General features: G+C 69.3%; 8 protein-coding genes. 1 reads left to right on the plus strand and 7 read right to left on the minus strand.

Annotation, left to right across the window (positions count from 1 at the left end; all coding sequences use genetic code 11):
* Positions 1 to 24 precede the first annotated feature (24 nt).
* Both R2S09_RS36730 and R2S09_RS36735 read right to left on the minus strand, forming a co-directional pair.
* Positions 25 to 4,542 (minus strand): AAA family ATPase, encoded by a 4,518-nt coding sequence (locus R2S09_RS36730; protein ID WP_316745537.1) that lies wholly within the window; start codon positions 4,540 to 4,542, stop codon positions 25 to 27.
* Positions 4,539 to 5,435, minus strand: a complete 897-nt coding sequence (locus R2S09_RS36735; RefSeq protein WP_316745538.1) for an endopeptidase — start codon at positions 5,433 to 5,435, stop codon at positions 4,539 to 4,541. The genes R2S09_RS36730 and R2S09_RS36735 overlap by 4 nt, the downstream gene beginning before the upstream one ends.
* Positions 5,436 to 6,003: 568 nt before the next feature.
* On the opposite strand from R2S09_RS36735, the gene R2S09_RS36740 reads away from it, so the two are divergent.
* Positions 6,004 to 7,992: a hypothetical protein gene (locus R2S09_RS36740; protein ID WP_316745539.1), complete on the plus strand. Its 1,989-nt coding sequence runs from the start codon at positions 6,004 to 6,006 to the stop codon at positions 7,990 to 7,992.
* 936 nt (positions 7,993 to 8,928) lie between these two features.
* Here R2S09_RS36740 and R2S09_RS36745 read toward each other — a convergent pair.
* From R2S09_RS36745 to R2S09_RS36765, 5 genes are all read right to left on the minus strand, one after another.
* Positions 8,929 to 9,528 carry a methyltransferase domain-containing protein gene (locus R2S09_RS36745; protein WP_316745540.1) on the minus strand — a complete coding sequence of 200 codons (600 nt, stop codon included), beginning with the start codon at positions 9,526 to 9,528 and terminating at the stop codon, positions 8,929 to 8,931.
* A gap of 41 nt (positions 9,529 to 9,569) precedes the next feature.
* Entirely contained in the window at positions 9,570 to 12,020 is a 2,451-nt protein-coding gene (locus R2S09_RS36750) for an ATP-binding protein (protein ID WP_316745541.1), read from the minus strand.
* Positions 12,021 to 12,058: 38 nt separating this feature from the next.
* Entirely contained in the window at positions 12,059 to 12,697 is a 639-nt protein-coding gene (locus R2S09_RS36755; protein WP_316745542.1) for a response regulator transcription factor, read from the minus strand.
* Entirely contained in the window at positions 12,694 to 14,436 is a 1,743-nt protein-coding gene (locus R2S09_RS36760; protein ID WP_316745543.1) for an aminotransferase class I/II-fold pyridoxal phosphate-dependent enzyme, read from the minus strand. The genes R2S09_RS36755 and R2S09_RS36760 overlap by 4 nt, the downstream gene beginning before the upstream one ends.
* A gap of 107 nt (positions 14,437 to 14,543) precedes the next feature.
* The gene (locus R2S09_RS36765; protein WP_316745544.1) at positions 14,544 to 15,311 is read right to left on the minus strand and encodes a glycosyltransferase; all 768 of its coding nucleotides are present in this window, start codon (positions 15,309 to 15,311) and stop codon (positions 14,544 to 14,546) included.
* Positions 15,312 to 15,916 lie beyond the last annotated feature (605 nt).

Raw genomic sequence — 15,916 nt, forward strand, 5'->3', positions numbered from 1 at the left:
TCCGGAAGCGGTGCCTGAGGCAGTTCAGGCGTCCTCGAGCGTGGTGCCGCCGCTTGGGGGCTGGAGGTGGACGGTGACGGCGGCCGTTCCCGTGGCACTGCCGACGATGACGGCAGGGGCGGTGCTGCGGTTGGCGGGGCCGGCGGGGAGCACGGCGAGCGAGGTGATCGGTGCGCCGGTGACCAGACGGAGAACCTCCTGGCCCGTGTGGCAGTCCCACACGCGGATGCTGGTGTCGTCCGAGCAGGCGCTGACGAGCAGGTCACGGTCGGCGTCCGGATGGGGCAGGGCAGCAAGGGCGGTGACGGGGCCTTGGTGCCCGGTCAGCGGCGCATGGGTTTCTGAGCGCGGGGCGCATGGGTCCCACAGCCGGATCACACCGTCCGACCCGCCGGTGGCCAGGAGGCTGCCGTCGGCAATGGTCAGGCAGGTGAGGCTGCGCACGGCACCGATGCGCTGGGGCAGGCTCATGTGCGGGGCGTGGCCGGGGTGCAGCAGGCGCACGGCACGGGTGGTTGCGATGGCCAGCACCGGTGGTGTGGTGGCGGGCAGGACGGCGAGTGCCCGCACGGTTGCCTCGGCGCGGAGTGTCGGCAGGTGGGGGGTGTCGTCGTCAACCGGCAGGTACTCGACGCGGGAGTCGCTGATGGCGGCGGCGAGGAGAGGCTGTCCGGTTTCCGGGTGGCGAAAGCGGGCCAGCGCCCGGACCCTGCTGTTGGAGTAGTACGAGGGGAGCAGGACGCGCCGTGGGCCCTCCTGTGTGGTGAGATCGACGCTTCCGTCCGCGTATCCGATGGCGATGCGTGCGGTGGTGCCACGCGTGGGTTCGAGAACCATCAGCGCGGTGACGTCTTTGTAGGGGCGGTCGTCCGGTGTGGTCAGCACGTGCGTTTCCCGGCCGGTGTGCGCGGAGCGCACGGTGATCTCGCCGGCGCGGCCGCCGCTGATGAGACTGGGTGGCCCGGATGGATGCGGCAGGAGGGCGACGTAGTCTGCCGCGGGATGACCGGTGTCGCCGTCGGCGGCCGGCGCCTGAAGGTCCCACAGGCGGATCGTGCGGTCGAACGATGCGGAGGCCAGAAGGGGCTGGCCGTGCGGGCCGGTGAAGACCGTCAGGCCGCGGACCATCTCGGTGTGCTCGGCGGGAAGTTGGCGAACGAGTGCACCGGTGTCGGTATCGAAGATGTGGAGAGCGCCGTCCACGCTGCTGCCGGTGACCAGCAGGGGATCGCCATAGGGGCCGGGGTGCAGGGCCAGGGCCGCCACGGCCTGCCGGATCGGCTGGTGTGGGTGCTGGGCTCGCGTCAGCGGGTTCCAGATGCGCACGGACTTCGCTGAGCGGGACGCAACGATCAGCCGTGGTTCGCCTTCCCCGGTGGCGAAGCCGACGGCAGCGGAGGCGCCCCTGCCGGCGCACGGCAGTCCCCCGGCGTCGTCGAACGTCAGGGCATCCACGAGGGGGACGTAACTGCCGTCCTGGGCAATGGCGAGCAACGGATGGGAATCTGGCACGGGGATGACGGCGAGTGTGTGGACGAGGGTCCCGCGGTACCTCCTGTGGAAGTCCTGCTCCATCGGGCGGCCGATGCTGGGCAGGGGCCGGCTCGTCTCGATGCGGCCGGTGCGGGGGTCCACCAGGAGGAGGTCCTCCGTGGTGGCGACGGCAAGGAGCGGCCGGCCGTGTGCGCCACGGCGGCCACGGCGGCGTGCACCGTCGCTGACGGTGGCGACGGCACGGATGCGCCCGTCGAGCAGCAGGGTGGCCTCGCCGGTCTGCGGGTCGCACTGCCACAGCCCACGGTCGCTTCCGACGATGAGGGAGGGCTCCCCGGGGCGGTCGTCCAGGACGGTGAGCGCGCGGGCGTGGGGCCCCAGGCCCTCCAGGGCGGTACCGAAGGCGCTGCCGGAGAGCGGGTCCCACAGGGTGAGGTTGCCCCGCTCGTCCGACGCTGCCAGCACCGTGGAGCCGTCGGCGGTGCGGAAGGTGGCCAGTGCGTAGGGGTTGCCGGGGGTGGCGGCCAGGATGTTGGTGGGCAGATGAAGGTGGTTGAAGCGCGGGCGCAGTTGTGGGTACCGCATCGGGGTGCGCGGCCGTGTGCTGTTGGTGTGCTGGGCGAGGGCCAGGCTGTCGGCTCGGGAGGCGGGGGGTGCGTCGCCGACGAAGGGCTCGATGCGGGCCCACGCGGCCAGGCGGCGGATGCGATCGGTGGCGGTGATGGGCAGGCCGAGGGATCCGCGGACGTTGTCGCGGGTTGCCCAGGGCAGGAAGTGGGCCGGGATGTGTTCGTCGTCGACGGCGTTTCCCAGTGCGGCGTGGGTGATCAGGTGCCGTCGCAGGTAGGGGTGCGGTGGCTGCTCGGGGGCCCTTTGCAGCAGCCGGGCGAAGGCCTGGGTGAGGTGCCGGTGAGCGGATGGGGTATCGGCCGTCCCGGCGCCGCCACCGGTGGGTGTGGCGGGTGTGCCGGTGGGGGCCAGGAGTGTGTGGGGTGCGGTGCGCAGGGTCTCGCTGACGCGTTCGTGGATGGGTCGGTAGACGGTTCTGCCGTCTTCGTGGGCGGTTGTCAGGTAGCCGGTCAGCCGGCTGTCGCGCACCACGTGGCGGATGGCGGCTGCCGCGTCGTCACAGGTGGGATGCAGGGCGCCCACGGCCGTCGGCCAAATGTCGGCCCAGGGCAGGCCCGCTCCCTGGGCGAAGGCGGTGGCGCGCAGGACGGCCAGCAGTTCGTCGGGGGTGGTGCCCGTGTGCGAGGCGACGTCGGCGAGGTCTTGCCGGAGCAGTTCGTGCGTTCCCTGCCGCAGTTGGCGGCGCCAGCCCGGGTCGGTGGGCAGGGGCAGGAGAGGGCGCGCGTGCAGTTGCTGGGCAGCGAGCCGGGCGTCCAGGAAGGACGGGGCTACTTCCGTGGCCACTGCTGTGGCGACCTCCTTGATGCGGTCGTCGTCATGGTCAAGGAGCAGGGAACCGGGGGGTTCGGCGTGCAGGAGTGAGGTGGTGTAGGCGGCGATGTCGTCTTGTGTGGTGGTGGCGTCGGTGCGCAGTGGGGGGCCGGCATTGGTTGCTCGCTGCAGCAGGGCCAGCAGGTCGCTGCCGGAGGGGTCGGCGGGCTGTGCGCTGGGGGTCGTGGAGCCGGTGGTGGTGGAGCTGCGGATGCCGAGGATGAGCCGGATCAGGGGTCGGCCGTCAGCGCGCATGGCGGACAGGGGGCCCAGGACGTCGGTGATGAGGCGGCGCGGGCTGCGGGCTTCGTCGATGCCGTCGATCACGACGGTGAGGGGTGTTCCCCTGCGCGACGCGCGGACGTAGGCGCGCAGTTCCTCCACCGGGTCGTGGCCGACGGGAATCGGGTGGCCGGTGAGGGCTTCGTAGAGCGCGGCGGACAGTTCATGGGGGTCGGTGTTCCGCGCCAAGACCGCGGCGTCGACGGCGCCTTCGGGGACTTGAAGGTGTTCGGGGATGGCCGCGAGGAGGGGCTGGTAGGTGGCGTCGGCGCGGAAGCGGGGGTCGCTGAGCGTGACCAGGCGTGCCAGCAGGGCGCTTTTGCCCGAGCCGGCGGGCCCGGTCACGATGAGGACACCGTCGTCACCGCCGAGGAAGTTGGTCATCCGGATGATCTGGGCGGTGCGCCCGGTGAAGTACCAGCCCAGGGTGCTGCCGGACATCTGGCCGGTGGCGCGGGAGATCCAGTAGTCGCCCAGGTCGGCGCGGTTCCAGCCGATCTGGGCGCGGGCGTCCTCGAGGAGGGTGGTGTCGGTGTAGCCGGGGTTGGGCAGGCAGGGGCTCAGGGCGCGGGAGGCGAGTTGGAGGCTGACGCTGTCGCCGGGGGGCCAGATGCGGTTGATGTCGGCCATGGTGGTGCGGTCCCACACGGCGCCGCGGATCGTGTGGAAGTCTTCCCAGCTCAGATGGGAGCGTGCGTATCCGTTGGTCTGGTCTTCGCAGTGCGCGCGGATCGCGGCCAGCAGTGAGGTGAAGGCCTGAAGTCGCGGTCTGGCATCTTCGTTGCCGGCGGTCAGCACCACCAGGGACCCCAGGGCTCGGCGATCCTCGTCCAGGGCTTTGAGGGTGTCGTGGAGCTCGTCCGTCAGGCGTCCGGAGAAGCAGGAGTCGACCATGACCAGGACGTGTCCGGCGCGGGAGTCGAGGGCGGTGGCGATGAGTTCGGCCGTGGGGAACGCGGTGCCCAGGGGGCGGTTCTCATCCGTGTCGGGCAGCCGCAGGAAATGCTGTCGTCCGCGGGGGGCGAGGCCGTGGCCGGTGATGTAGATGACCAGTGCTTCGTCGTCATCGGCGTCGGCCAGGTCCTGGTCGATCAGGAAGCTCCGCAGGTCGTGCACGGTGTGCAGCGGCTTGGGCGGGGCTGCAGGGGTGAAGCGCCGCTCGGCTTCCAGGCGTGCGCCGGCCCACCAATCTTCTACGACCGATACCTGGGCGCTGATGCCGGCGCGGAAGGCTTCACGCTCGGCCGGGGTGCCGTCGTCGTAGTCGCTGACGGCAATGACGACCAGGCGCCGGTGGAACGTGGAGGGGACATGTTCTTCGGTCATGACCAGCTGTGGGTGGCTGCCCGCGCGACCGGGAGGGTGCGCAGGTATGCCTGGGAGGCGTGGGGATCGATGTTGCCGTTGTCGACTTCGGCGTCGGTGACGTTGCGGGCGCCCAGGGCCAGACCGGCTGCGCCGGTGACGACGTCGTCCGGGTCGTACACGTTGAGCCACTTGATGTGCGCCGGCATGGCCAGCAGCTCGGGTTCCGGAATGTTCATGGCGCGCCGCACCGCGGGGATGCCCAATGGCGAGCCGCAGGTGACGAAGGTGTGCACGGCGGTTCCGGCGGTGCCGGGGGCAGCGATCTTCTCCTGCCGGATGAGGTCGTAGGCGATCACGCTGCCCAGGGAGTGACCGATGACGACGGTGGCGGTGTCATCGCTGAAGGCTTTGAGGACGTGATCGTGGACCTTGGAGGCGAGGTTGGGGTGCTTGAGGTAGAAGCGGACCTCGCGCAGACCGGTGACCAGTTTGCCGACGACGCTGTCGGGGGTGCGCCGGTCGTAGACCATGGCGCGGCGCGTGACGCTGGCCGGCCACAGCTTCGGCGGCCCAAGCGTCGTCGGGTCCAACTCCTCGGCCAGAGCCCGCTCCTGCGGAGTCAGAAGGTCGTCCAGTGCCTCGACGATGAAGGCTTCCTCGTCGGCGGTGAAGGCTGTGGAGTCGTCGGGGTAGATGCCCGACGGGCCCAGCCGGTCCGCGCCCCGTGCCAGGATCGAGGACCAGTGCGGAATCTCCAGAGTGGGCGTCAGGAGGGGGTCGGTGCGCACCGCGTCCTTCCCGTGCAAGGCGGTGATGCCGCGGTTGAGAGCCTTGCTCCAGTCCTTGATCAGCTCCCGCTGCGACGTACGGCCCTGCTTGATGCCGTGCACTCCCACAATGTGTTGCTGCACCCGCTCCCCCACCACTTGCGTCCCTGCCCTACCACCAGTTTCAGCGGCATGATTGAGGAGCCCACTCTACGGCGGCCGCCGCATAGCCACTGACCCATCGCCCAGCGTTGTCAGGTCGCAGATGTAGCCAATGGCCATGCCATACAGTCAGATTGGCGGTTGCCGGTCCGTGTACCGCCCGGCACGAACAGTCTCCCGGACCCCTGAGCGGTAGTCTGTCGCTGATTGAGCGGCACGGACGAGGACGCGCGGGATGGCTCAAAGCGGGCACGCCAGTGGAACGATTTGCGTCCGGCCGGTCCGGGTCGGAATGGTTCTCCAGCCCGACGCCGAGGCCGTCTCCAGCGCGGCGCAGGCCTGCACCTGTGTCTGGGGCGGGGCGCACTTTCCGTGGCTTGCTCCCGACGCCCCGGACCTTCTTCGCACTGCCGAGGCTCTTACGGTTGACGTCTTCTATCCGGTGGCGGGCGATTCAACGGCGCGTGAGGTCGCGGATCACGTGGGCTACCGGTGGAAGTCCGATCACGGCACTCCTTTCGGCAGTCACCAACCGCTGGCGGCTCCGGGGGTGTTGGGCGTTGAGTGGCTCCTGGATGCCCCCGCTCCCCCGTACACGTTCGTGCTGCCCGAGTGGGACATCGCAGATCCGCTGGGCCCGTTGTTCGAGGTGTGGTTCGGCCGCTACGGCGACAACCCCGCCGCGGCCGAACTGCGGTCCCGCTTCGCTCGTGTTGCCGAAAGCCACACGATCGGTGCCGACGCCCCCGTCCCCGCCTTCGACGGTTTGATCACCCCCATCGGCCTGACCCGCCTTGACCTGGAGTACGACTCGGACGATTCCGCGAGCATGATCGTCCTGGTGGACGCGGCGAACCCCGCCGATCTCATGCTCCTGTGGACCGCCCGGGCTGCCGGCCACCACGTTCTGCCCTGGCCGGTGACGCATGCCGACCGGGTCCACGCCATGGCCGAGCAGTGGCTGCGAGCCGCTCTGCGTGAGGACGCACTGGGCCGTTCGGTGCGGGGCGACGGCCGCGACCTGGGACCGACGATCGAGGTGATCACCGGGCATCGGCCCGTCCCTGGCGATCTTGCAGTCCTGTTGCGTGACATGGGCATCACCGCGCTGCCCGGCAGCTCGGTGACATACGCCCTGCCCCGGCGTGGACGTCATCCTTTCCTGACCGCCTCGGTCAGGGAATTCTCGGTGCCCCTTGCGCCCGAGCAGAGGACGCTGGCCTTGCCGATGCCTCCGGTGGGGCCAGCCCGCTGGCGGCCGGATCGTCACTATGCCGGAATCGTGGCGGCCCACGTCACCTTCACCGAGGTGCGCGGCCCTCATCCCGACCGGACGCTCCTGGTGCCCAACCTGCGTTCGCTGAGCACTCTGCTCGATGCCCAGCCAGCGAACCTTGCGGAGCCGTTTCACCGGCCCGTCCGCGGCGGCAGGGTCTGCGGGGTCCTCGCCGACAGTGGCACCGACGAAGTGCGTCTGCGTCTGCTGGACAACGCCGACATCCTCGACGGCCTCTTCCGCGGCTCCGGCTGGCGGCCACGTCAGGAGGTCAACGGGCGAAAGGTTGCGGAGCTGGCCGAGCGGCTGGGAGGCACCGGCAGCGCGGCGGGATGCGAACCCGCCGTCTGGCAGGTGCTCTACGCAGCGTCCAAGAGTGCTGACGGCCTGGTCCACGACCGGCTCGTCGGACTCGCCCAAAAGCACCGGGAGAACTGGCCGGGACCCCTCAGCGCCCCGGACGGGCGCACGGGATACGCCACGAACGTGGTCCTGGCCCTGCAGCAGCGTGGCCTGCTGGAGCCCCTCGCCCCGCTGCACTGCCCCGAATGCGGCGGGTTCACCACGGTGCCCGCGCCCCGGCTGGAAGCAGACATGGACTGCTCGCACTGCGGGCGCCGGTTTCCGCTCGGCTATCTTCTGGGCTCATCACCGCGGCGCTTTGACTGGCACTACCGGCTCTCGGACGGCATCACCAGGAACCTGATGGCGGAGACCCGGCCGGTGATGGCGGCCGCCGCGATCCTCGCCTGCTACCACCAGCAGCTCTTCCCCGCCGACCTGCTGCCCACCGCCGGCGGCACGACGATGACCTGCCAGCTGGGCGTCGGCTTCCGCTTCCCGGACGGACCGCGCGAAGTGGACCTCGTGGTGGTGCTGGACGACGGACCACAGCCAGTGGTGGTGATCGGTGAGGTCAAGGGCGGCTTGAGCACCCAACCGGGCGATCTCATCAACCAGGACGACCTCGACGTGCTCACCGCCATCCAGGCCCACCTTCGGAATCTGGGAGTGGAGTGCTACATCCTGGCCGCCGTACTGCGTGATCGTCTTGAGCCCACTGAGCAGGACGCCCTGAAGAGACTGTGCACGTCCCCGCCCATCACACTCAACGATCACCAAGGGTTCATGCACCCTGTCCTGCCGATCGTGCTGACCGGAACGGACCTCACCCAACCGCTGTTCTCGAACGGGCACCTGCACCGGGGGGCTCGGCACGGACTTCCCGGCCTGGCGCGGGAGACCTGCCGCCGTAACCTGTAGCGCGGACCTGGTGGCGCCCTCGATGAACTGATGGGCAGCGAAGGCGACCCGTGCACCAAGTGCGGCGGGTAGGCGACATGCCGCCTGATCAGGTCGCTTACCACCGCGCTCGCGCACGGTCTGCACCATCTCGGACAGCGGGTAGCTGCACGTAGCCCGCGAAGGCATCACCGGATACCACTGAACTGGCGGCGGCAGTGGAGGGGTTCGCCGGTTTGGGCCGCCATGCCACCGACGTATGTCCGCAAAGCGGGGACGCCCGCAGCCAGGCTCGGTGGCTGCTCGTGCTTGCTCGTGTCCTTTGCGGTCCCCGCCTCCTTCCCCCGGGCAAGGCCGCGAGTGACGCCCCCGGCCAAGCAGCCGATCGCCTGTTCCTTCAAGCAGGCAACCACGGGTCGTCCGGCCGTTGACACCGCGCACTCTCCCTTATGTCGAGCCGTCTCCTCCCGTTCGGATGTCATCTCCGCGCAGGTGTTGTCCGCCGGCGTTGGAGTGTGGCCATGCCTGTCCGGTGCCATAGGCGAGCACGGTCGGCACTGCGGAAGGCTCAGCGCGCTCGAGTGCCTTGCAGCCCAGCTGGTAGGCGAACCAACAGTGGAGTGCGTAGGTCAGTGGACCGGACAGGGCCAGGGCCAGTTGGGCTGCCCACGGCAGGGTGCCGGAGGCGAGGAGGGCAGCGGCGGGAGAGGTGACAGCTGCGGCGCCGGTGACGCGTTTCATGGGAGGTCTGCGCGGTTGTACGGCGCCGTGGTGGGGCGCAGGCGCTGAGTGCTGGTGCGGGCGGCCCGTGCACGTGGTGCCGTGCGGGAGGGCAGGTGCATCACTGGCTTCATGCGTGAGCTCCTTTTCGGGTGAGCCTGGCAGAAGCCATTGTGTCGATGCTGCGGCATCGGCGGATCGGCACAACCGCCCAACTGCCATGGGTGGTTGTGCCGATCAGGGAACGTCGACGACGAACAGGGCGTGCCGGAACATCGCAGCGACCGGGAATGCGGTGCGAAACGGGTGAACGTGGGCGGGGGGGAGACCGAGATCGTTGAGGTAGCGGCTCCAGCCGTCGAGGTCCGGTGGTTCCTGGGCGAGGTGGACGTCTGCGTGTGTGCCGTGGTTGAGCATGTAGTCCCAGGCGTGCCATGCGCGGCGTTGTATCGGGCCGGCTGGGGCGTCCTCCACAATGATGATCTTGGATTTTGCGACACGGACGGCTTCACCCAGCAGGTCTTCGGGATGGATCGCATGGTGGAGCACGAAGATCAGGAGGACGGCGTCGAAGTGGTCTGCGGGGAAGGGCAGCCGGCCCCCGGGGTAGAGCCGGAGGGGCAGCGAGGTGACGTTGTGGTCGACGATGTCGAGGGCCGTCACTTTGTGATGGTGGCGCTCTGTCAGGTGATGGGCGAGTTTGCAGCTTCCGGCCCCAAGGTCGAGGATTTCTCCCGTAGTGGGCAGGTATGGCTGTATATGGGAAGCGATGACCTCTTCGCGCCAAAAGTTCCGGGCCATAGCTTGTTCACTGCGCTGCGCCAGCCTCTGGATCATGCTGCTGGGGCCTTGAGCGGCGGCCGGGCGCTGGTGGGGGTTCAGGGGGCTTCCGTCCTTCCTGGGGCGTGGGTGTGCGGTGTGCGTGCTCGCTGGGCGGGCAGGGGCGCGGGTGTCCATTGCAGGCGCAGTCTGGTGCCGCCGTCGGGGGTCTCTCGCAGGTCGGCGTGGCCGCCGAGGGGGGTGAGCGCGGCCTCGTAGCGTTGGGGGTCGGGCAGAGGCCGGTGGCAGGCGTCGGCGTCCGACGGTCGTTCTCGCACGGTGACTTCTACGCCTCGTCCGAGCGTGCTGGCGCGCAGGACGACGTGTGACGTTCGGCCGACTCCGGCCGCGTCGGCCAGGAAGCTGTCGACGGCTGCGGCCATGCCTCGGGCCACGGGTTCGGGGGTGTCACAGGACAGCTCGGCATCGACGAGTTCGACGCGCAGGCCCTGGCTTCGGGCGGCGTCTGCGCAGCGGGCGAGTGCCGAGGCCAGATGGTGCTGGGTGGGGGGCTGTGCGGGGTTCATGGCGGCGCGCAGTCGGGCTGATTCGGTGAGCGCTGTACCGCGGATCTGCCGAGCCCGGTGTTCGGGCGACAGTTCTGGTGCGTCGCAGTGGGCGATGATCTGCCGGAGGGCTTCCTCGACGCCCGCGTACATGTCGCGCAGGGTCCAGGCGTGTTCGATGGCGCGACCGGCATGGATGCCTTGAGCGACGGCTTTTCGGGCGCTGTTTCGGGCGATGGTGGTGGCGAGCCAGGCGAGCAGCAGGGCGGAGAGCAGCCATCCCTGCCGGGAGGCCAGTTGTGCCCAGCCGCTGCTGGTGAGTGCGGCGTGGTTGAGTGCGGCCATCGCGATCTGCAGGACGACGCCCCCCAGGACGAGTGCGATGCCGGCGGGGATCCCCCGCAGGACGGTCCAGAAGGCAACTACGCCGACGGCATAGGTCCACAGGATGTCACGGCCGGGCAGGAGTTCGGAGCCGGTGGGCAGAACATGAGCCGCCCACAGGTTCATGGCAACGGTGACGGTGAGGTCAAAGCCGAGGAGGAGACGGGAGCGCAGTGCCTGGGCGAATCGGCCGGCCAGGACGACGCTCAGCAAAGTGAGGTCGACCACCAGGACGGCCGCAACGATCACGCTGTACAGGATCGGGACGGCGAGGTTGAGGTTGGCCAGCGCGTTCATGGCCTGCAGGGGGCTGAGCGCGATGCGGTAGGCCAGGGCTGCAAGGGCGAACCACGCGATGGCCTGCCGGGTGAGGCTGTCGGTGGCGTCGTGCTCGCCCAGGGCGCGGCCAGGGTCGGTGCCGCCGGGGTGGTGCGGGTGCTTGGCGAGGGTGGGGGTCAGCGGTGCGACGATGTCGATCGTGGTTCCGGCGCCGGGGCTGGTGCGGACGCGGACGGCTCCTCCGATCTCGTCGAGTCGCCTGGTGATGGAATGATGCAGGCCGAAGCCGCGGGGAGCCGTCGCCGGGTCGAAGCCACGGCCCTGGTCGGCGATGAGGATCCGCAGGCTGGTTCCTTCGTCGTGGGCGGTGACGGAAGCGGCGCGCACTCCGGAATGCTTGGCGGTATTGCGGAGTGATTCCCGCACGGCACCGCTCAGGGCCTCGGCCACGCGCTGAGCGGGCTCGGCGGTCAGGCGGGACAGGTCCAGGTGGACGTCCAGTTGGCCGCGGAAACTGTGGGACAGGGCGTACAGGGCGTCGCGCAGGCCCTCGTGTTCCTCATCGTCCTTCTGCATGGCTCTGCGCAGTTGGTCGTGTTGATCGACGGCGATCTGGCGGACTTCCTCACGCCAGCTCGTGGCGTCGGTGTCCGTGATGGCGGTGCTCCGGCCGATCTGGGCGAGTCCCTGCAGGACGTGGTCGTGGAGATCGCGCAGCGCACGGGTGCGTTCCAGAGCCCTTCCGGCTCTTCTGCTTTCGCGTGCGGTGCGGGCGGCGGAGTCCCGGGACATGCGGTTGACCATGATCGGGATGAGTATGGCGATCCACAGCCACCCGTCGCGGGCTATGAGGTGCAGCAGTCCGTCGCGGGTGACGTCTGCTCGGTTGGCCAGCACCATGGCCGCGGGGAGCAGCGATCCCGCGAAGAGCAGAACCACGCCGGTTCGGGTGCCGCGCAGGCTCGTCCACAGTCCTGCGGTACTGGTCGCGTACAGCCACAGCACGTCCCGGTAGGGCAGGAGGACGGTGTTGGCCGGCAGGAGGGCGGCAAGGGCGAGGTTGGCGGCAACGGTAACGGTCAGGTCCGCGGCGAAGAAGGCGGTGGAGCGTCGGAGGTGGGCGGTCCCACGGATGATGACGTGGACGGCGAGCAGGGCGTTGCAGCTGGTGAAGGCGGCCACGATAAGGAGGTAGGCGTGGGCTTGGCCCCCCAGGACCTCATAACCGCCGGCCAGGATGATGGGGTTGACCAGGGTGCGGTGGATGAGCGCGGCGAGGACGACCCAGTTGGTTCGGCGCCTGCTGGGTGCTGGTCTGCTGCGTCGGCGATCGGCTCGCATGGTGTTCCCCGATCAGTTGTCCCGATGGGCACGGCGGGTCATCGCTGGGACGGGTCGTTGCGTCTGCGTCGGAAGCGGGAGATGATTCCGCGTTCGTAGGCGAGCCGGGTGAGGTCGGCCTTGTTCCGGTAGCCGGTCTTGTCGCGGATACGCTCCAGGTGACGGTTGACCGTTTTATCGCTGATCGTCAGTGCGGCGGCGATCTCGGGGGTGGTGTCGCCGCTGGCGACCATGCGCAGGATTTCCACCTCGCGTTCGGTCAGCCGTGCCGGGTCGCGCAGGAGGAAGCCGGCGACGGTGGCGGAGATGTACATGTCGCCGCCGGCGACGGACCGGGCGGCGCGGACGATCTCGTCGGGCTCGGCCTCCTTGGTGAGGTAGCCGTGGGCGCCCGCGCCGATCGCGGTCTGGACGGCAATCTCTTCGTCCGACATCGACAGGACCAGGACGCGGCAGTGCCGGTCGACCAGGAGGCGTACCGCCTCGGCGCCCTCCGGCCCGCCGCCTCGCAGGTAGAGGTCGAGCAGGACGACGTCGACGTCGCGGGCCTGGAGGAGGCCGAAGGTCTCCATCGACGCGGCCGCCCTCACCAGGGTGAAGTCGGACTCTGCGGTGATGATCTGGGTGAGGCCGTAACGGGTGATGGGGTCGTCTTCGACGATGGCGACTCGGATCACTGCGGTTCATTCCTGTCTGGTGGCAGCAGGGCCATGGCATCGGCAGCCGCGCGCACTGCCGTCACAATGCGGTCGTTTCCGGCCGGGTCCTTGACGGCGATCCGCACCCACTGTCCCCTGAAGTCCGGTGAGAGGGGGGTGAGGTCGCGCACGAAGACGCCGCGGTCCTCGCACAGCTGCCGCATACGGTCGGCGGTTCCTTCGGAGGGGATACGCAGAAGGACGAAGTTCGCCTGTGCTTCGGTGACTTGCCAGGCGGCAAGTGCTTGGAGCCGGCTGGCCAGCTGGTGGCGGGCGGTGGCGGTGGCGTGCCAGTACTGCGCATAGTGGTCAGGGTCCTGAAGGGCGCGCACGGCCGCGATCTGGCTCGGCAGGGCGACGGGCCACGGCGGTGACCAGCGTCGCAGGTTCGTGGCGAGCTGATCCGGGGCGACGAGATAGGCGGCGCGCAGGCCGGAGAGGGCGTAGGCCTTTGACATCGTCTTGCAGACGACGATGTTGCCGCTCAGCGCGGCCTTGCGTTCGAGGGATGCGCCGGACGTGCCGACGTAGTCGATATAGGCCTCGTCGACCCACACCGTGGTGCTGGGCGGTGCGGACCGCAGGACGTGCCACAGCTGGTCGGCGTCGGTGTAACGGCCGGTGGGGTTGGCGGGGTTGACCAGTACCACCAGGTCATAGTTGCGGCGCAGGGCGCGGGCGAGTTCGTCCAGGTTCAGGCTCCAGTCCTGGGCGGGGTCCAGCCGCAGGTAGTCGGTTTGAGCTCCGACGACCTTCTCGATCAAGTGGGGGTACTCCCCGTAGGTGGGGAGGGTGAGCAGCACGCGCGAGCGGGGGCTGAGCCAGCGGGCGGCCGCCTGGTACATGAGGGCGGAGGACCCGGCGCCGACCACGATGTTGCGCTCAGCCACCTCGCGGGCAGCGGAGATCTGCTCAACGAGGCCGTCCGCCTGGGCCGGCGGGGACGTGTGGCACAGCCAGGGAATGTCCTCGGCCAGGGCCTGTACGACGCCGGGCGCCGGGGGAAACCAGGCGTCGAGGACGTCGGCGGTGATGATCTGGCCACGCGTGCCGAGGCGGTCGAAGCGTGTGCCGATGGCGTCGAAGGAGCGGCCGCCGTGCAGGCAGTGCTCGGCGTGCGGGCGGAACGGCATCCCCATCTCCCAGTAGACGCTCTGCTCGAGCCGGTCGAGGATGCTCCGGTAGGCGACGTCGAACTTCGCCTCCGCCACAGCGACTTGACCGTTCATGACAACGTATTTCTGGCTTCCCGCCTGGATGTGGCGGTCCGTTGGCTCCAGACCGAGGCGGGCGTACATGCCGCGGACCTCTTCGCGCCCCATGGCCACGACACTGGAGGCGCCCTGGGTGGCCAGCCAGCGCAGCAGTGCGTACATGAGCAGGGACGCCGCTCCCGTGGCGCGGATGTCCCTGCGCACGGTCAGAGCCCGCACTTCGAACGGCCGCTCGGCATTCAGCTCGGCGGCGGCACTCTCGTCGAGGTATCGCTCGATGAACAGGCGCGGCGCGGTCGGCGGGGTGATGCTGATGAAACCGGCGAGGGTATCGCCGTCCTGCGCGATGATGTAGAGGTTGCCGCTGTCGTCGAGGTCGGGAAGCAGACGGTCCTGGTTGGGCGGGTACTGGGCGAGTTCGTCGGCGTAGACGTCGTGGCGGAGCCGGTAGATGGCAGGGCGGTCGTCCTGGGTGGCCATGCGGATGGTCAGCGGCGCAGGCATGTGCAACTCCCCTTTTCAGCCGTGGTGGTGCCCGGGTGTGCTCAGCAGTGTCACGGCCGGGCGTGGCCGCCTTGTAGGGCAGAACCACCCAATGCAGGGCGCACGGCTCAGGGGTAGCGGCGCCAGGTGTACGGGATCACGCTCACGCGCAGCCCCGCCAGGCGCAGGGGGGCCCACAGCAGGTTCTTGGCGGCGAACCACAGCGGCGACTCCAGCTCGAACCTCCGTGCCGATACAGGAAGTTCAATGTCGCGACAATATACGACACCTCCGACCCTGCGGCCCAGTTGTCCGAAGAAGTGGGAATCCTCTCCGGCCTGCACCGATTCGTCGAACCCGCCAACCGCCTCGAAGGCGCTGCGGCGGACCGCGATGAGTGCGCCGATGCCCTGCGGCCGGTGGATCCAGCTGCAGAACTGCGCGTAGCGGTCGAGGACGTGGTAGCACAGTCGTACGAAGCGTTTCGCCGTCAGGGGGACGAGCCGCGGATGTACCGCGCTGACCGTGGAGTCGGAGAGGACGGCCGCGACCTGGGCAATGATCTCGGTGTCGACCTGGACATCGGCGTCCAGGAAGAGCAGGTACTCGCTGCTGCCGGACCTGCTGCCGACGTTGCGCCCCACTGCGGGACGCCCCCCGGCGACCACCAGGGCAGCTGCTGCTTCAGCGATCTGGACGGTCGTGTCGTCGGAGCAGGCGTCCGCGACGATGACCTGGCCCACGTGCGGCGAGGCTCGCACCCGGCGCAGCAGATCAGGCAGCAGTCGCTCCTCGTTCCACGTCGGGATCACCACATCGAAAACGAGTGCAGGATGCGGCGGGACCGGAGCGGCGGGCACGCGCGAACCGTCGCTACGGCTGGATATGTCGTTCATTTCGCAAGTACAGCACGGGCGTCGTCCCTCTCCCAGGGTCCAAACACCCAACGCGGCACCACGGACCGTACCGACACGAACCGGCTCACGAGAGGGAGTTGGCTTCCGCTGACACCCGCATGGCGTCTGCTCTCCCCCATCTCCGCGATCCTCCATCTCCCAGAGAGGCACCCGGCTTCCCGATCCTGGGCTGCTGGCGCCCCGGATCGCATCAGATCATGGGCCACGCTGCCCGCCGCACACCGTGAACACACTCCAAGGCCCCCTCGCCCTGCCGGACGGGCTCCAATCCTGCAGCTCCACAGAGGCGTTCGCCCCGGGGCCTACCGGACGGCCCGGCGGGCTCAAGGTCTTCGATCTGCTGACCGGCGCGTCCACCGCACACGCTGATGAGCCCCGTTGCCAGCGAGACGGTCTGCAGCAAGCTGAACGTATGGACTCTGGCTGCTGTTCGCACCGCCTCCTTCACTCTGTGCGGTCGAACATGAGGCCGAGTGTCGTGAAGCGCCTGCGCACCGGGGTGCGAGCGGACGAAGATGAACACCGTCGAACAGCAGGCGGGAGGCCGGCAGGGGTGTGTCCAGCCAGTGGTGTAACTCGGTTGT

Source organism: Streptomyces sp. MK7, from assembly GCF_032658145.1.
Lineage (GTDB): Bacteria > Actinomycetota > Actinomycetes > Streptomycetales > Streptomycetaceae > Streptomyces > Streptomyces spiralis.